General features: G+C 31.5%; 12 protein-coding genes. All 12 read left to right on the top strand.

Features of this window, described 5'->3' with window-relative positions; genetic code table 11:
- Positions 1-85: 85 nt before the first annotated feature.
- The gene (locus QNH24_RS21350; RefSeq protein WP_283869443.1) at positions 86-1,018 is read left to right on the top strand and encodes an alpha/beta fold hydrolase; all 933 of its coding nucleotides are present in this window, start codon (positions 86-88) and stop codon (positions 1,016-1,018) included.
- Complete coding sequence (locus QNH24_RS21345; RefSeq protein WP_283869442.1) at positions 1,015-1,572, top strand: YdeI/OmpD-associated family protein; 558 nt, start codon at positions 1,015-1,017, stop codon at positions 1,570-1,572. The genes QNH24_RS21350 and QNH24_RS21345 overlap by 4 nt, the downstream gene beginning before the upstream one ends.
- Before the next feature lie 646 nt (positions 1,573-2,218).
- Positions 2,219-3,061, top strand: coding sequence for a site-specific tyrosine recombinase/integron integrase (xerA, locus tag QNH24_RS21340; RefSeq protein WP_107950139.1), 843 nt, complete (start codon positions 2,219-2,221; stop codon positions 3,059-3,061).
- A gap of 130 nt (positions 3,062-3,191) precedes the next feature.
- A complete protein-coding gene (locus tag QNH24_RS21335; RefSeq protein ID WP_430674302.1) occupies positions 3,192-3,755 on the top strand; it encodes a hypothetical protein in 564 nt (187 codons plus the stop codon).
- A gap of 636 nt (positions 3,756-4,391) precedes the next feature.
- The gene (locus tag QNH24_RS21330; protein WP_283869440.1) at positions 4,392-6,281 is read left to right on the top strand and encodes an ATP-dependent nuclease; all 1,890 of its coding nucleotides are present in this window, start codon (positions 4,392-4,394) and stop codon (positions 6,279-6,281) included.
- Positions 6,282-6,297: 16 nt separating this feature from the next.
- Positions 6,298-8,100: a UvrD-helicase domain-containing protein gene (locus QNH24_RS21325; protein WP_283869439.1), complete on the top strand. Its 1,803-nt coding sequence runs from the start codon at positions 6,298-6,300 to the stop codon at positions 8,098-8,100.
- Between the two features lie 362 nt (positions 8,101-8,462).
- On the top strand, positions 8,463-9,824 hold the full coding sequence (locus QNH24_RS21320) for a TniQ family protein (protein WP_283869438.1): 1,362 nt from the start codon (positions 8,463-8,465) through the stop codon (positions 9,822-9,824).
- Positions 9,808-12,468, top strand: coding sequence for a TnsB C-terminal domain-containing protein (locus QNH24_RS21315; RefSeq protein ID WP_283869437.1), 2,661 nt, complete (start codon positions 9,808-9,810; stop codon positions 12,466-12,468). The genes QNH24_RS21320 and QNH24_RS21315 overlap by 17 nt, the downstream gene beginning before the upstream one ends.
- Positions 12,468-13,607 (top strand): AAA family ATPase, encoded by a 1,140-nt coding sequence (locus tag QNH24_RS21310; protein WP_283869436.1) that lies wholly within the window; start codon positions 12,468-12,470, stop codon positions 13,605-13,607. The genes QNH24_RS21315 and QNH24_RS21310 overlap by 1 nt, the downstream gene beginning before the upstream one ends.
- 84 nt (positions 13,608-13,691) lie before the next feature.
- Complete coding sequence (locus tag QNH24_RS21305; protein WP_283872915.1) at positions 13,692-15,182, top strand: TniQ family protein; 1,491 nt, start codon at positions 13,692-13,694, stop codon at positions 15,180-15,182.
- 821 nt (positions 15,183-16,003) lie between these two features.
- Positions 16,004-16,723 (top strand): ABC transporter ATP-binding protein, encoded by a 720-nt coding sequence (locus QNH24_RS21300; RefSeq protein ID WP_283869435.1) that lies wholly within the window; start codon positions 16,004-16,006, stop codon positions 16,721-16,723.
- Complete coding sequence (locus tag QNH24_RS21295; RefSeq protein ID WP_283869434.1) at positions 16,692-19,154, top strand: ABC transporter permease; 2,463 nt, start codon at positions 16,692-16,694, stop codon at positions 19,152-19,154. Before QNH24_RS21300 ends, QNH24_RS21295 begins: the two co-directional genes overlap by 32 nt.

Raw genomic sequence — 19,154 nt, 5'->3', positions numbered from 1 at the left:
TTCTCAAAGCTGACAGACCGTTGTCAAACGTCCATGATAATATTGTCATTGTAAGATACTTTTATTTTAATTAGGAGGATGTTAAATGACAAACAATTATGAATTTCCAACACCAACACTTATCTCAGGTAACGGTGTGGAGCTAGAGGTTTTTGAAGCTGGACAAAAAAATGGGGGGCAACCTATCGTTCTCTGCCACGGATGGCCAGAGCATGCCTTTTCTTGGAGACATCAAGTGACTCCTCTTGTAGAAGCAGGTTATCACGTTATTATTCCTAATCAACGAGGGTATGGAGAGTCTTCTTGTCCAAAAGAAGTCACAAAATATGATATTGAACATTTAACGGGTGATCTTGTTGCTCTTTTGGATCACTACCAATACAAAGATGCCATTTTTATGGGCCATGATTGGGGCGCAAGTGTTGTTTGGAGTATGGCTTTGCTGCATCCAGAACGTGTTAATAAAATGATTAACTTATGCTTGCCCTACCAAGTTCGAGGAGAGAGACCTTGGATTGATTTTATGGAAGAAGCTTTTGGCGATGATTACTATTTTGTTCACTTTAACAAACAACCAGGTGTTGCAGATGCTGTATTAGACGAAAACGCAGCCCAATTTCTTCGTAACTTATATCGAAAGAATGTTCCATCACAAGGCTCTGTTGAAGGAATGGAAATGATTAATCTAGCTAAAGCAACCCAGCCGTTAGGTGAACCTGTTATGAGCGATGATGATCTTTCTGTTTATATCACAGCCTTCAATAAGACGGGTTTCACTCCAAGTATCAATTGGTACAGAAATTTAAATCGTAATTGGCATTTATTAGGTGAAGTATCTCCTATTCTTCATCAGCCAACATTGATGATTTATGGTGAGAAAGATATTATTCCGCCGCTTCCAAATATAAAAGATTTTGTACCTAATATAGACATTAAGAGTTTAAACACTGGTCATTGGATTCAAGAAGAAAGACCTGAAGAGCTTAATCAAATGATTTTAGAATGGCTGGAAAAATGAGTGAAGTGCTATTTTTTAGTAATCAAACAGAATTTATTGATTGGTTGGATATTCATCACCAAACAGCTAGTGAAATTTGGATAGTTTTTTTAAAGAAAAAGACCAATAAAGCAAGTCTCACTTGGTCCGAATCAGTAGATTGTGCACTGTCATTTGGTTGGATTGATGGGATACGAAAAACAGTTGATGAAGATTGCTATAAAATTCGCTTTACTCCACGTAAGCCTAATAGCCTCTGGAGTAAAGTTAATGTGCAAAAGGTGCATAAACTGATAGAACACAATCAAATGAGGCCTGAGGGATTGACTGTTTTCAATCAAAGAAATGATCAAACAGGTTATTCTTTCGTTCATAGGAACGTTACTTTAACGAAAGAATATGAGGATGAAATTAGAAAACATCCAAGTTCTTGGGAATTCTTTAATCAGCTTCCACCTTCGTACAGAAGAGATTCTATTTGGTGGGTAATGAGTGCTAAAAAAGAAGAAACTCGGCTAAGAAGATTGAATCGATTAATTGTTTCATGGGACAAGGGAGAAATGTTAAGACCCTAGATTTTCATTTTGCTTCATTGTCGCAAAGAGAGTATGTAAGGGGTTATGCATTTCGCTAATCAATCAAAAAAAGAAACGCCGTTAAATGTCAAGCCCGTTAGAATAGACACTGAATAAAATCCTTAAAAGGCATGAACCCTAAATTCTAACAGAAAGCATGTCTTTTAGTTTCCTTTGAGGCATATCTGTATTGTACTTAATTTGACAATTCTATTGAATAAAACAAACAAAGAAGAATAACAGATGAATGTAAAGAACCTAACTAAGGAAAACAAAGATTATACGATCGGATTAAGACATCATTTTCACCAGTACCTTGGAACTAGATTAATCGCAATGTTATAAGACAATAAAGACCATCCAATAATTGGGTCAAGAACGGACATTGATGCACTACCAGTCAAAGAAGACACTGGATTACCTTTTGCCTCGAAATATAAGAAAAAGTCATTGTTTAATTAATGATTCATTGTTACTCAACAATCGGGCGCTTTCCTGGAAACATGGAAAGTGCCTTTTAGATTAATTAGAGTTCAAAACTATCACTATTTTTTAGGTTGTTGAATATCTTTGTATGAAAAAATCTTTCATTGAACATAATAGAATTTAGAATTAATAGATTTATAGGTGGGGGAGTGAAAGACACATGTTATTATCCGAAGCATGGAAAAGGTATCAACAGGATAAAAAAATCGAGGGATATTCATCGCTTACATTAAAAACATATTGTTTTCAATACAATCTATTATTACGATTTTTTGGTGATATTGATATGAACGAATTTAATACAGATAGATTAAAAGAATATTTAATACGATCAGGAGACCACTTAAAGCCTTCTAGTTTAGGACATAGGATTCGTTGTGTTAAATCATTATTTAGATGGTCACATGAAGAAGGTTATACTCTAAAAAATCCTGCAGCTAAATTAAAAGAGCCGAAATTAGGTAAAAGGATTCCTAAATTTCTCTCAGAATTAGAGATAGAACATCTAAGGGAAGCTTGTCAAACAACGATGGAGAAAGCACTATTTGAGTTTATGTATTCAACCGGCTGCCGTATTGGTGAAATTGTAAAATTAAATCGAGAAGATATCGATTTTCAATCGAATTCAGTAATTGTACAAGGGAAAGGTAATAAAGAAAGGGAAGTGTACTTTAATACCCGCTGTTCTATTTGGTTAAAAAGGTATTTAGATGAACGAGAGGATAAGGAACCTTGTTTGTTTATTACGGACAGAAGGCCGAAAAGACGAATGAGCATTGATAATTTAAGATATATTATCAAGCGCATATCAAATCGTGCAAGTATAAAAAAGAGTATACATCCGCATCAATTACGACACAGCTATGCAACGCATATGATTAATAACGGTGCGCCAATTGATGTCATACAAAGTTTACTAGGTCATGAAAAGAGTGAGACTACAAAGATATACGCTCAGCTAAGCGGAAAGCTAAGACAGGATTTATACAGTAAATACTTTTAAAAAACTTTCATTCAATTAAGACACTCATGTAGAAATGGGTGTTTTTTTTATTATAGGGCCATTTACTTGATTGGGATTGTTGTAATTGAACTGGATATACTAAACCCAAATATAATTTAAGGTGATGGAATTGAATAAAAGTAAACCTTTTCTTTTGGTTTTATTTAGTATACTAATTTGTGATTTGTATTATGGAACAGTAAATGCAAAATCGAACGATACTCCTCCTTCCTTTGAGGAAAAGATTACTGAAGGCAAACCACTCACTCCTTTAGAAAGCCAGTTAATGTCTTTTATGACTGGTTTGATGGTAACCGAACCAAAACAAGCTGTTGAATTGTGGATATCAGGAGTAAATAATCGAAGTGGTGCTGTTCAATATGCGATGTTATCCCCTGCGCTTCGAAAGCAATCAAAGAGTAAATTCGAGCAAACTCACTGGATAACAGGTCAGTCAAGTCCTTCGGTTAGTAACTTTCGTTTTACTAAAGTAGAAAAGCTCAGCGAATCAAAAATGCAGTACACCGTTAAATACGATTTATGGGCATCATATGGAGACTTTGGGGGTGGGGAGAAGATTATACTCGTGGAGAAGAATTTAGAACCATTTAAAGAGTATTGGTTTATTTCATCAATAACAACGAAATATAATCCATGGGAAGCATTTACCCCAGCCGAGACAGTTTTAAAATAGGGCATTGAAGATAAAAAAACCTATTTTGTAGAGTATTTCTTTCTTCAATAATCAGGCGCGATTCTTCAATAAGAAGATCGCTTTTTTCCGTTATGGGCCATTTAATGGAATAAAGCTCAATAAGCAAATTGGATATTTGTGTTAAAATATAAAGAGGGTTATGAAATAATTTACTTAAACAAAATGAAGATTTCTTCAATAAGTTGAAATGAATTTAAAAGGGATTAGGAGGTGTTCAAAATAGATAAATTCATGAAATGGTTTTTAGTTTCATTTATTTTGGGGGTAATAGGGTTAATAGCAGTATTTTTCGTGGAAGATGTCGGTAGAATAACGGGTGAAATGAATCGAAGCATATTGTTAGTTAGTACTATAACTGTATTCATTTTAATTCTATCATCGTTATTTAGCATTGTTAAAGCTAATTCAAAAAGAATCAAAAGTGAATTAGTTATTTCAGCACTCGTTACAATAATTCCTTTGACGACATTAATAATAAATGGGCTAATTTTCACTGTTTATTTTTATTGGTAAGTAATTAGCAAAATATCAAAAGTGTTGAGAATAATCTAAACTAAAGGGACGATGGCGATTGCTATAGAAAAAACTAATCCAAGTGAGATATGGAGGCTTTACATGTACATAGCAGATTTAAGGATTGTTAATTATAGAAATTTCTCGGAATTTAATGTGAGTTTGAATAACGGTTTATCTATTATAATCGGTGAGAACAACGTAGGAAAATCCAATTTTTTGGAGGCTTTAAGTCTTATCTTTAATAGTAATTACTCCTTACGGAAACGGACATTGGAGCAGGAGGACTTTTGGAATGGTCTTAAAATCCAAAATGCTTGGCCTGAAATTTTGATTGAGGCGACGTTAAAAGGTATCGATTCGGAAAATGAACTTGCTACTACAAGTAAATGGCTGACAAGAAATCCAGGGGAAGCTAAAATAACCTATAAATACAGACCAAAAGCAAATATTTCTATTCTTCCGCCTAAGGTAGAAACACCTATTGGAAAAATTCGTCTTCCCTTAAATGAATATGAGTGGGTGATTTACGGTGGAGAATGTGAAACGTTGGATACTTTTGACTATAACATGCTTTCAAAATTTAATATTGAGTATGTAGGGGCTCTTCGAGATGCAACTGCTGAATTGAGGAAATCATCCGGCCCATTACATCGTATAATGAAAAACTTCAATTTAGATGAATTTGAGCTACAAGAAATTTCAGATAAACTTGACGAACTCAATGGACAAATAATAAAAGGTAAGGAAATTCAAAAAGTACAACGAGGTATAAACAATCACCTTCGAAATATAACTGGTGTTACAAGCCAGCAAGTGAAAATTAAAATGAGTGACAATGATTATGACTCTCTTCTAAAAGAGTTAAAGATTTTGATTGGATCACAGGAGGATAATATTCATTCTGTAGATATGAATGGTCTTGGATATAACAATTTACTCTATACTGGTCTATTGCTCACTCAATATACAGCTATAAAAGAAAAACGTTTGCAAAATCACGATTATGTATTTCCAATTCTCATTGTAGAAGAACCAGAAGCACACCTCCATAGTAATTTACAGAAATATTTGGCTAAGTATTTCTTTGATCAAAAAGTAGTAGGACAAGTAATTATGACCACCCATTCTTCTCATGTAAGCTCACATGCTGAATTAGACAGTTTAGTAATGTTTTATAAAAAAAATGATAAAAATTTATCGAAACGTATTGGAACTATTTTCAATATAAAAGAAAAGGAAAATCGTGAATACAAACGATATTTAGAAAGATGGCTTGATGCTACTAAATCTGATATTTTCTTCGGACAAAAGATCCTATTGGTTGAAGGGATTGCAGAACGTCTGCTTATACCAAAATTCTTTTCTATGATATATAAGGAGCAAGTTAATGATGAGGATAGTTCTCAATATAAAGGGAAGTCGTTAGAAGGAGAAGGTATTTCTATAATTTCTGTTGATGGTGTAGCTTTCCGTCCGTTTCTACAATTATTTGGTCCAACTGGCTTAGATATGAAATGTGCAGTTTTAACAGATAGTGATCCAGAATCTGTACCGATTCTGGATGGAGAAGGGAAAGAAATTAAGGGGCGAGACGGTAAGGTTGTGAAAGAAAATGTGTACCCTACGAAAGGTGGGGAATTTGAAAGTTGTGCCAGAACTGCGGGATTAATTAGAGACTATGATAGTTCTTCTAATATTTATATATCAAGTAATCTTAAAACGTTTGAATATGATTTAATGATGGAAAACAATATACAGTTTTTTCAAGAATTAATTCAAAAATACGACATTGGAACAAAAGGTGACCGTGAGAGACTACTAGGTTTAGATGGACATGAATTTGCCAAAGAAGCATATAAAGTGATTTCAAAAGAAAAAGGGGAATTTTCTCAATATATATTAGATGAGTTAAATGAAGGAAAAGAACTTAATATACCGAAATATATTACACAGGTATTTGAATTTCTTATGAAGGTGGAAGGGACTTAAGAAAAGGGGACAATATATGCACGATAATGAAGTTTTTCGTAAAGAAATTGCAAATTCTATGCTGACGGAATCTATTGCAGTACAAGCTGGTCCGGGAAGTGGAAAAACTACTCTATTAATTGAACGGCTCAAATATATTATTAAAAATCGTAACAATTCACTTTCTGGTATTGCCTGCATTACATATACTAACACTGCAAAAGATGAAATTATAGAAAGGCTACAAACGGAGGGAATGCAATTTCCTCCTGAACTTTTTATAGGAACAATTCATTCCTTTTTGTTAGAACATGTAATTAATCCATATTCTTATTTAGCACACAAAGAAAAAAAACCTTACAAACTAGCTACTGTTGGTTATGCAAGAGGGCATAAACAAAAAATTGGAGAACTTTTGAATCGTCAAGTTCATTTTATTAATGAGTCTATATGTAAATCATTTGAAAGCTTAGGTCGTGATGAAGAGGGAAATCCATATTGTTATAGAAACAAGATATCTACAGAAGTGGCACGGGCATGGAAAATCTATATGCGGGATAACGGATATATCGATCAGCAAGATGTGATTTATCTTTCTTACCTTATCTTGAATAAATATAAACATATTAGAAAAGCATTTAGTCTACGATTTCCATATATTCTTGTAGATGAGTATCAAGATGTTACATTCTTTCAAGAGCAAATATTTTCCTTATTAGAAAGAACTTCTTTCTTTTGCGTGGGTGATTTCAATCAGTCAATTTTTAGCTTCACAGGAGCAAAACCAGAGGTGTTTCAAGCTAAGTGGAACAACGAATGTTATAAAAAATATACCTTAACTAATAACTTTCGAAGTACGGAATACATAGTACAATTCGCTAATCTTAAAACAGAAATTGTGCAAGGGGGAATTGGAAGTAATGGAATGAGTGAGCAGAAAGTAGTATTTATAAAAGAGGTTGGGAGTCCTGGAGAGGCAATCGAATTGTTTCATCATTTACGTAAAAGTATAGAGTGTGAAAAACAATATAAACCTTTCATGATTTTAGCAAGACAAAATAAGTATATAGAAGCGTTAAACGATTTGATGAAAGATAAAGAGGTATCAGTAAATCAATTTCTTAACAAATTGAGAGAGCTGCATTATCGTTGTTATCGCATATTAGAAAATACCTTGTTAGCTATCTTATATAAAAGGAGAAATGAGTTTGATAAAGCAGTTGCCAAAATGGCAGAAGCTTTTAGCTATTTGTTTTTTAATAATCCACCTAACTATATTTCGTTAGCTGATATAGGTTATGACGCATTTATGTGGAGGAAACTACAAATATTTACATTGCAATACTTGGACAGCCTTGTGCTAACAGAAACTTCGGTTGCAGATCTGTTTTTGAAAGTTAAGCAATTTGTATCAGAACAATCAAAGACATTGTACGGTAAAGCGATTGGAAAAAAAATCGTAATCTTAAATTATAAGTGGAGTGGTCAGAAAAAAGCTTCTCAAACAACTTTGTTATCACAACTCATAGAACAATTGGAATTTCGAGAAAATTTATCTGGAAATGAAGGTCATACTCTTAGTATTCACAGTGCTAAGGGTCAAGAGGCTGAAAGTGTGTTAGTGATGGCTGAGTCTGAAGCGCAACTTATGGAGTGGCTAGGAGAAAATGAAGAATCGGAAGAAGCACGTATAGGATATGTTGCATTTTCTAGAGCGAGAAAACTATTATGCGTATGGGCACCAAAAATACAGGAAGTCGAATACATTCACCTAGAATCACATGTGGAATTTAGAAGTATGATACAGACGGAAACAACTGATATTACAAGTATTTTGTAATACCTTACTTCATCCAAAAATCCTTTTCCGGTATATATATTTTTTTCAATATCACTCTAATCATTTATAAATAAAACATTATGTTTATGTTTAACCTCAAGTTGTGGCCCTTCACTATTTTAAATAACAATATAATTGACTAGCATTCTTAATCAAAGCATCCCAAGACGGATGCTTTTTTTTATAATGAAATTCTGAAAAACGGATTAGTATGATCATAAAAATCTAGTTTTCTTTTTATTTAAGCTAAAAATGAATAATTAATAGATTACTTGACAATAAGTAAATTAACAAAAGATTTCGCTAAAGATTTTAATCTACTGGGGAATTAGTCTATTTTTAAAGAAATGGGGTGCAATTAATTGATAGAACAATCACATACTGCAAGTGTTTTATACAATATTGAACCAATGGGCGTTGAAACAGGACTACTTGAAAGTTTTAGTAGTTATTTAATTAGAGTCGCATATGAACATAACATCACAGTAGGTCACTTAATAAATAAGATAGTGATTCCTGAAATGAATAAAGAGTATTTGGAAAGAAGTACTATTTATGGAGGTAATAGTTTTTATGAAGGTGCTAAAACATTAAATGGATTCACAGATAACACAACAAAAGTGATTAAAGTAATGGAGATGTTAACCTCAAGAGAAGATCTAGCTAATCTTACTTTATGTAAACTAAAAGGTTTATTCCCTATAAGAAATTTACTAAAAGAATCATTAGCATGGTGTCCTAATTGCATAAGAAATTGGATGGATAATGGGAAAGTTATCTATTATCCTCTAATCTGGAATCTAAAATCAGTAAATATTTGTTTTACACATAAGCGTTACCTAATAGAAATATGTCCTGCTTGTAATAAAAAAATTGATTTTCTTCGGAGACATATGGTACCAGGATATTGTCCGAACTGTATTAAATTATTAACTCAAGATCCTTTAAATAAAGAGAAGGACAAATTAGAAATGCTTTGGCATACATTTGTTTTTCAAAATACTCAATCCCTCTTAGAATTGGATACTAGTCAACTAAGTCTAATAATTAATCAAGATAGAGTATTTAAGCAATTGAATTTAATAAATGAGGAAATATTTTTAGGCAATACTTCTAGTTTCTCTAAATTCACTAATATTCCTAAGAGTACCTTGAGAGATTGGTTGAAAGAGGGGAATTTACCTACATTTAATGGAATTCTATTAATATGTTACAAGTTGAATATAAAATTACTAGATTTTATATTACAATGTCCACAAAAAAGTGCTAGTATATTTCAGTTCAGTAATAAGGTGGACGACTTAAATAAAGAAAAAATTAATCGAATCCCCCTAGATGTTGTAGCAATTGAGAATAATTTAAAGGAAATTTTATTATATGACACACCGATTTCAATGATGGAGGCAGCTAAAATATTAGGAAGGGATAGACGTGTATTATATAGTCATTTCCCTGATTATTGTAAGAAGATTTCTAAAAGATATAGCGATTTTATAAAAGAAAAATCAAGTCATAGAATCCAATTGTTAAAAGAAGAAATTAATTATGCTTTCTATGCGCTAATTAATAATGAAATATACCCTAGTAGCGGAAAAATTGAGAAATATTTAAATAGAAATGGATTACTACGAGAAAAGGTTCTCCAAGACCATTGGAGAGGCTTAATAACTCAAAGTAACTTTTTAGTGGAAGGGAAGAAACATTTCAATGATGAATTCAAATGAATTCCAAGAATGGGCAGAGAAACTGATTCTATCGGAAGAAGCGGTAACAGAAATTCAACGTATCAGACAATCACCTCCTTCGAGAAGAGTTGGTGGCGGTAAACATAATGTTAGTGGCAGATATAGTAGTAAAAAGATGGGGGTTACCATTCAATTTGAAAGTCATAAAGTTGAATTACCTACAATTTATATGTTGGAATTTAATGATAATGTTTTGGAATACTACGATCAACCGCCTCAAATAAAGATTTACTACTACCAAAGTAAAAATAACAAAAAAATGGCATACATGAAAACAGCTGATTTTTTTGTAATAGAAAAAGATAAAGCATATTGGATTGAATGTAAAACTGAAGAAGAATTAATTAAATTATCTCAGAAAAATCCGGAAAGATACTTTAATCGAGAAGGACAATGGGTTTTTGATCCTGGGAAATCGTACGCTGCTGAGTTTAATCTTGATTTCCAAGTTAGGTCGTCTTCCGAAATCAATTGGAAACTTCTACGTAATCTTGAATTTTTAGAGGATTATATTGTTAAAGAGCATGTTCCAAGTGAGTGGAAGATTAATAGAATAAAAGAATTTATTCAAGTAAATCAAGGCTCAACTTTGAAAGAACTTATACAAAGCGCAGGGGACGAGTTTACTGCTGATGATATTTATGCTTTAGTTGCAAAAAATATTATTTATATTGATTTGTACAACGACTTAATATCTGAGTTCGAAATTGTAAAAGTCTACTTAAACAAAGAACAGTATAAAGGATTTACTGTAGTAGAAAAGACAATAAGAAATAAAAAAATAACTCATAAAATTGAGTTGAAAAGTGGGAATCGTATTTTATGGGGAGATACAAATTGGACTATTCTTAATTACGATTCCATAAATAAAATAATCTTTTTAATTTCCGAAAATGATAATAAAGCGCAAGAATTACCTTTAGAGATATTAGAATCATATATATCAGCAGGGTACATACAAGGAATTGATAAGAATGACAGTAATGGAAATGCTGAGGTGAAAAAAATTATTTCTCAAGCAAATGAAAAAGATTTAGAAGATGCAAACAAAAAATTTGATACTGTGACTAAGTATATAAAGGGTGAAGAATTAGAAGCTATTAATGTTTCAGAGAGAACTATAAGGAACTGGGTGAAAAGCTATAAGGATGCAGAAGAACTTTATGGAATCGGATATGTAGGGCTTATACCCCAAAAAAAGAAAAGAGGAAATAAAAAGTCAAAGATACCACTAGAATCGATAGAGTTGATGAATAAGGTAATAACGGAAAGTTATGAAACAGTAAAAAATAAATCAGCTATGCAGGTTTATCGTGAATTACAAGTGATAGGTGAAGAACTGAATATCTTCGTTCCATCTTATGCAACTTTTTGTGAGAAGATTAAAAATCGTCCCAAATTTGAAGTGGAAAAAGCAAGGAAAGGTGATAGAGCAGCCTATAAATATGAAGAATTATACACAGAATTAGAATTTACTACTAAAAAACATGGTGAACGAATTTTTGAAATTGCTCATATCGATCATACTGAATTAGATATAGAACTAGTGATTAATGGAAAGGTTTCTAAGCGACCATGGCTTACTTTAATGATTGATGCGTTTTCTAGACGAATTCTTTCTTTCTATTTAACATTTGAAGAGCCATCTTATCGTTCTTGTATGATGGTGATAAGAGAGTGTGTAAAAAGATATAATCGTTTGCCAAACTATATCGTGGTTGATGGGGGAAAGGAGTTTGGTAGCATATATTTTGAATCGTTGCTTGCATTAAATGGTGTTCATAAAAAAGAAAGACCAGCAGCGAAGGCTAGGTATGGAAATGTAATTGAACGGTTATTCGGTATTGCAAATAAACTTCTCATTCACAATCTAAAAGGTAATACTCAAATCACCAAAAATGTTCGGCAAGTAACTAAATCTGTGAATCCAAAGAATCATGCTGTTTGGACCTTGGAAACCCTGAATGAGAGACTTGATAGTTGGATATCTAATATCTACGACAATATGGAAAATCCCTCACTCAACCAAACACCAAAAGAAGCATTTGAGGAATCTATTGTTATGTCAGGTAATCGTTCTAATACTTACATCCCTTATGATGAAACTTTTATTTTAATGACTTTACCTTCTCCAAAAGCTAAAACAAGGAAGGTTCATCCAGGCCAAGGAATAAAATTAAGCTATTCGTATTACTGGAGTGAAAAATTTAGGAATCCTAAAATTGAAAATACTAGCGTAGAGGTTAAATATGATCCATTTAATCTTGGAGTAGCTTATGCATTTATAGATAATCAATGGGAGGAGTGCCTGTCTGAACAATATAAATATCTAGAGGGTAAGACTGAGAAACAAATTAAATTGATTGCAGAAGAGATTAGGCAAAAGAATAAGTTATATTCACAAAAACATTCTATAACTGCAAAAATGATAGCAAGCTATATTCTTGAATCAGAAGAAATAGAAGAAAAACTTATTATAGAAAAATATAAACCCATCCAAACAAACCTTACTGTAATAGAAAATAATACTATATTTAAACCAGAAGAAGACATGATAGAAAATAGTAATTTAAAAGATGAAGAAGAGGACTATGAACTCGAAATTTTTGGGGAGTTGGATTAATGGTAAGTAAGCAAAGATTATTTGATGATGAATTACTAAATAAATCAAAAGAAGAACGTGAAAAATTCTTTAATGATTATACTGTTAGTCATCCTAAAATGAAACAAGTATTAATAGAATTGAAAAATGAAATCTATAAGGGTTCTCATAATATTATTATGGTAGTAGGTCCGTCGGGAGTAGGAAAATCAAGATTATTTAATGCGACAATAAATTCTGTGATAAAAGACATGAAACAAGAACTTGAAGAAAATAAAAGTATTATTCCAATAACAGGCATAGAGCTTCCTAATCCTGACTTAGGGAAATTTAATTGGAAAGATTTTTATTATAGGGTTCTTACTTCTGTAAATGAGCCTTTAATTGATTATAAAATTGATTTAAGCGTTGTGAATAAAATGCCAAATTCCCCATTAAGAACGACGAGAACTGCATCCACAGCTGCAGCATTACGAAGATCAATAGAAAGTGCTTTCTTTTATAGAGAAACAAAAGCTCTTTTAATAGATGAGGCGCAACACTTTTTTAAAATAAATTCTGATTATAGAGGAAACAGTGAAAAAAACCAAAAACAATTTAATTCAATTAAATCTTTAGCAAATATGAGTCATACTAAAATAGTTTTATTTGGAACTTATGATCTAAATGCGGTATTCAATTTAGATGGGCAATTATCAAGAAGGGTTAAAGAGATTCATTTTCCACGTTATGATTTTGCAAATGATAAAGACATTAAAAATTTTAAATCTATCCTACTAACTTTTCAAAAATTATTACCGTTACCAAGAGAAGCGAATTTGATGGAACACTTTGTATATTTATATGAAAATTGTATTGGCTGTACAGGTATATTAAAAAACTGGTTGCAAAGATGTCTTTCAGATGCACTTGAAAATAATGAAGATACTATTACTTATACAAATTTAAAAAGAAATGCTTTACTAACAAAAAAGCTATTAACATTGGCAAATGAAGCGCTGGACGGAGAATTAATTTTTAAAGAAAGTAAAGGTGATAAAGAAAAGCTAAAAGAACTGCTTGGCACTAAAAAAGATGTTAGAACTGATAAAAAGGAACAAAAGAATAACTTAAATCCAGGGAAAAGAAAACCAACAAGAGATGATGTTGGACTAATTTGAAAATAGCAAAAATGAATAGGTCATCTCATATATTCAATTTTATTATTAATAGGTTTTTATGGAGAATGTAAGAGGTTGAATGAAATGCTTAAATGTAAGAAAACAGAAATAGAAAATCTTTTGTCTAAAAGAACCGTATTATATAATCTGCAACCAGAAGGTATTGGAACTCCCTACATTGAAAGTTTAACGAGTTATATTACAAGATTAGCCACTATACATAATGTGAATACTTCTACTTTATTAAGGAAGATAATAGCTCCTGTACTTAGTATTGATTACTTAAGAAAAGACCTTTCACAGGGTTTTACAACTAGTACACGTAATATGATTAATAAAAATTGCTCAATAACATTAGATTATGTGGAAGCATTAGAATTGTTAACAGGTAGAGAAGACTTAAGGAATTTAACAATGCTTAATTGGGAAGGAATTTTCCCATCGAAATTAATTGGGTCTTACAGAAAATGGTGTCCATCTTGTTTTAATCAAATGATCGCTGATTCTAGGAACATATACGAGCCTTTAATATGGTATTTAGAAGCTATTAAGAAATGTGATGTTCATAAAATACAATTAAGGGATGAATGTACAAATTGTAATAAAAAATTACCGTTCTTATCTAGTCAAATTATGGTTGGTTATTGTCAATATTGTAAATCGTGGTTAGGGGAAGAAATAAAACAAAATGCCCATCTAAATGAAATGGAAAAGTTTATAGCGTTAAATTACAAACAATTAATTGAAAATACACCCAATCTTAAATGGTTTCCAAGTAATAATTTCATTTCGATATTTTTCAGGAGAATGATTAAAGACTTAGGTTTTAAAAGTCCCAGAAGTCTAGCTAATTATTTCAATATTAATGTCAAAAAAATGAATAGTTATATATATGAAGAAAAAAGTCCTAATTATCATTCCCTTATTAAAATAGCATATAAATTAAATAAAACAATTTATGAAGTAATTTATGAGCAGAATATTATAATTAAACCAATTGAAGTTAAAAAGTTTAATTCTTTAAAGAAAAAAGACACCCCTCTTAAATTAATTGAAAGTCGATTGAAAGAAAATTTAGAATTAGAGAAACCAAAAAGTTTAACTAAACTTTCTTCGGAAATTGGTTTTAGTACTAGTACTGCTAAAAAACACTTTCCAAATTTATGTAAAGGGATAAAAGATAAGACTTTAGCATATCAAGATAAAAAAGAAAAAGAAACTAAAGCAGAAATAGTTAGAATACTAAGCGATTGTTTGAATAATGATATACCAATAAGTTTAACTGAATTAGCTAAAGAAAAGGGAATTTCAATACAAATTTTTAGAAAATACTGCCCTGATTTATCAAAGGAAATAAGTGTAAGATATATAACATATCTTTCCGAAATGAGAACGAGGAAGATAGAATTTTACTTAAAAGAAGTCCATAGAGTTGCAAACGATCTACATCAAAAGGGAATCTATCCAAGCCCTTTTAAAATAAAACAGGAATTAAAATCTTCTGATTCTTTATTTCTATATAAGGAAGTAAGGGAAGGGTGGAATGAGATAGTTACACATCTAGGATATAAATAAAAAACTAAATTCCCTATTGTAAGAAATGCAATTGTTTTTTTGAAAGGAAATCTGCAAATATTAAAGGGCAGATAATCCAAGATAACAGGAATAAAATAACTCGATTAAGATATTCGTGTAATACCACTATGATTGATATCGTTAATTTAATCTTTTAGATGGATTAAACCGTAAAATTTCCTAAGGTAAAAAAATAAAGCATAACACTTCCTAAAGTAAAATAAATAAAGCATAAGATTTTCTAACGTTAGGATTTCTTTTGAGATAGTATCTATAATCATATATAATTTCCAACTATTTATTGCTATAAACCCTTACTACTCTAGGCTTGGAAGTTTTATGGTTTATTTTTCGGAAATTTTATGCTTTATGTCACAGTGGTCAAAACCCTTGTATATCAAGGGTTTTTTCTTTTTTAGTTGTACTGAGTTTTCTGGGATTTTTATAGGAAACCTATCTTGACAAAATAATAGAAAGTAAAATTGATAATTTGTTTCGAGTTCAATAATCTTTAAATTAAAAATCTAGTTTCCTACCAAAACCCACCAATAAGAAATTTTGGTAGGGAATTTTGTCATCTACTTTTTAGCTTGATTAAGCTAAATATGATTAAATAAGAACCATATTGTAGACGAGTAGAAGATGTCTGAATTTATAGATATCTTTTTTCTTATCCCGCTCTATGAGTACTTAGTATATATCTATAAAATATTTTTTTTATTGCAAAACAAGAATTTTTAAGAACGTATGTAAAATAAAATCTTGAATCATTATATACTTAGTATATAATAATATAAAAGATATTAGGAGGATTTGATAAAGTGATTCAGGTTGAAAATCTTAAAAAGGAATTTTTACAAGGACAAGAGAGAATTAAAGTATTAAAAAATGTTAGTTTACAAATTCAAAAAGGTGAATTTGTAGCTATTATGGGTCCAAGTGGCTCTGGAAAAAGTACTTTACTTCAATTATTAGGAGGTCTTGATATACCTACAGAAGGGGACATTATAATTAATCAACAATATTTAAATAGGATGACAGAAAAGAAAAGGACAATATTTCGCAGACAGAATATTGGCTTTATTTTCCAAAATTATCAATTACTTAGTAATCTAAATGTGGAAGAAAATATAGCTTTCCCACTTCATGCAGATGGAACTTTAACAAAAGATAAAAAGCAACTAGTTTTACAATTACTTAATTCCGTCGGTTTAAAGGGACTTGGGCAGAAGAAGGCTAATTTGCTTAGTGGTGGGCAACAGCAACGTGTAGCTATAGCTAGAGCACTAGTTAGCAACCCCGCCGTATTATTGGCAGATGAGCCAACAGGTAATTTAGATAGAAATACAGCCGAGGACATTCTTGGGTTAATGACTAGATTTAATCGAGATTACAATCAAACAATAATCATGGTTACACATGATATTTTCGCAGCTGGATTTGCAGATCGAATTATTCTTTTTAAAGATGGAATTGTCGATCAGGTGATTTCTAGAAAGGATGAAGATTATGCTAAATATGTGGCGAATTTCATGGCGTAATATAATAGAAAGGAAAAAAAGATTTTTCTTTTCATTACTTGGGATCATTATTGGCATTTCCTTTATAACTTCCATGTTAATTGCTGATAAAACAACAAATGATGTTTTTAATTATTATGAACAAATGTATGTAGCAAATGCTGATTATTGGTTTTTAAGTGATGAACATACCTTTTCAGAAGAGGCTGTTTCCTCTCATTTAGACAATCCAATCATTACTGACTCGTTGCTTGCACTTGATAAACATGTATTCTTTGATCTTGATGATAAATCGGAAAATCAACGTTCTGTACGAATTACGGGTGTGAATGATCAGAATAGTTCTTTACTAAAACTACCAGTTTTAAAAGGAGAGTTAGATAATGAAGGGCTAATTATAACCGAGCCTGTTGCAAATTTATTAAATAAAAGTGTTGGAGATACTATTCGGTTTAGCAATTTAGGAGAGGCTAAGGTTTCGGCAATAGTCGGGTATACACAGTTGCTTGCGAGTCCTAGTGATTGGGAAAGTGCTGAATCAACTAGTTTTAGAATTATGGCTCCTCTTGATTTGTTAAGAGAATGGACAGGTATGGATAATGAGCTTTCATATGTACGATTTCAAACAAATGAAGATGGTGAAAAACTTTTTCAAGATTTACAGAATGAATTTACTAATTCAAATATATATATCCAACCAGTTGTCGCAGATGATCTACAAAGTAACGATATTGGAGGTCTCTACACATTTTTTTACTTAATTGCTGTTTTATCTATGCTTATTAGTGGATTCATTGTCTTTAATATGATTTATACAAGTGTTATGGAAAGAAAAAAGGAATTTGCAATAATGAAAAGTTTTGGTTATTTGCAAAGCTCTATTTCTAAACTTGTATTCATTGAAGTAATCATTTTATCATTAATTGGTACGGCTATTGGGGTTCCAATTGGGATTTGGCTTGGCGATATGTTTATGCAAACTTTGCTTAGTGTATTTGAATTTGATACGGTGTACACTTTGAATTGGAAAATGCCTACAATAACAGCCATTATAATAGGAATTGTATTTCCTATTATCTTCTCCTTATTTCCTATTTACAATGCTGGGAAAACTTCGGTGCTCTTGACATTAAAAGAGGGGACTCAAACATTATCGTCGAAAAGACAATATCTATTTAGAGGTATTGTAGGAGTTGGCTTACTTTCCTTTATATTTATTGATCATTTTATTTCCTATTTAGCTATTTTAGCAAGTATTATTTTGCTGTTTCCATTCTTGTTAATAGGAATAAGTAAGATCTTTAAACCAATTTTCAAAATGTTTTTTGGCTATTCAGGAATTTTAGCTACGCATAGCCTTACACAGCAATTAAATAGAAATGCCAATACTTCTGCTATACTTGCCATTGGAATAGCAGTCATCTTATTGTTAAGCTCTGTTATAGAAACTGCTCCTGAAGGGTATGAACGTGATATTAGAAATACATTTGGGGGTGATCTAAGGGTTACATCGGAAGCCCCTTGGTCTAGTGAAGATATAGAAACTCTATTTTCTTATGATTCTGTAGCAAATGTTACTCCACTAACAGAAGCTACACCTATTACATGGGAAACAATGAATGATGAGAGTAGACAATTTTCTATTTTTGCCGTAAGTAAAAAGGGACCTATATTATTTGAAGATATTGAAAAAGAATCGTTATATGAGGACTTACAAAAGAAACCATCTATCCTGCTCGGTAAGCGAGCTTTTGATGAATGGGGTGGTAAAGTAGGGGAATACATTCACATAAATACACCTTCTGGTAATCAAAAATTTGAAGTCATTGATGTTGTAGATACTTCACATTATTCAGGATATGTTGGTTTTATGGATGAAGATCATTTAAATAATGAATTTGGTTGGGCTACTAGTTTTGATATGCTACTAGCATTAAATGATAAATATAGCGGAGAGGAATTACAAGATCAGTTATGGACAGATTTCAATGAACACCTTTCAAAAGTTAAAACTATTGAAGATGAAATTAAAGCAACTACTTCTGCGTTATCTGGTATGAACGAAATAATATTAATTATGCTCTTCCTAATTATTGGCTTAGCTAGTATTGGCACAGCTAATACTCTTTTAATGAATACATTTGAACGAACATCTGAGATTGGAACAATGAGAGCACTTGGATTTACTAGACAACAAGTAAGAAAGATGGTAGTTGGTGAGGGGTTACTCATAGGTTTAGTAGGAGTCATCGGGGGTGCAGTATTAGGAGTGATTTTACTTTACGTTACTAGTCAATCCAAGCTTTTAGGAGATTTCGTACCTTTCCATATACCTCTTGCTAATATTGGAGTAGCATTGATTGCTGGTCTATTACTAAGTTTTCTTGCCTCTTGGATATCCAGTATGACTGCTAGTAAAATAAATATTTTATCTTCAATTAAAGAAGGTTGA

This window comes from Lysinibacillus pakistanensis, from assembly GCF_030123245.1.
Taxonomy (GTDB): domain Bacteria; phylum Bacillota; class Bacilli; order Bacillales_A; family Planococcaceae; genus Lysinibacillus; species Lysinibacillus pakistanensis.
Note: the sequence above shows the minus strand (reverse complement) of the source record. Positions and strands in the feature narration are given on the sequence as shown.

Coding starts and splice junctions, on each gene's coding strand:
- QNH24_RS21350 (WP_283869443.1), top strand. CDS start 86: ATGACAAACAATTATGAATTTCCAACACCAACACTTATCTCAGGTAAC.
- QNH24_RS21345 (WP_283869442.1), top strand. CDS start 1,015: ATGAGTGAAGTGCTATTTTTTAGTAATCAAACAGAATTTATTGATTGG.
- xerA (WP_107950139.1), top strand. CDS start 2,219: ATGTTATTATCCGAAGCATGGAAAAGGTATCAACAGGATAAAAAAATC.
- QNH24_RS21330 (WP_283869440.1), top strand. CDS start 4,392: ATGTACATAGCAGATTTAAGGATTGTTAATTATAGAAATTTCTCGGAA.
- QNH24_RS21325 (WP_283869439.1), top strand. CDS start 6,298: ATGCACGATAATGAAGTTTTTCGTAAAGAAATTGCAAATTCTATGCTG.
- QNH24_RS21315 (WP_283869437.1), top strand. CDS start 9,808: ATGATGAATTCAAATGAATTCCAAGAATGGGCAGAGAAACTGATTCTA.
- QNH24_RS21310 (WP_283869436.1), top strand. CDS start 12,468: ATGGTAAGTAAGCAAAGATTATTTGATGATGAATTACTAAATAAATCA.
- QNH24_RS21305 (WP_283872915.1), top strand. CDS start 13,692: ATGCTTAAATGTAAGAAAACAGAAATAGAAAATCTTTTGTCTAAAAGA.
- QNH24_RS21295 (WP_283869434.1), top strand. CDS start 16,692: ATGCTAAATATGTGGCGAATTTCATGGCGTAATATAATAGAAAGGAAA.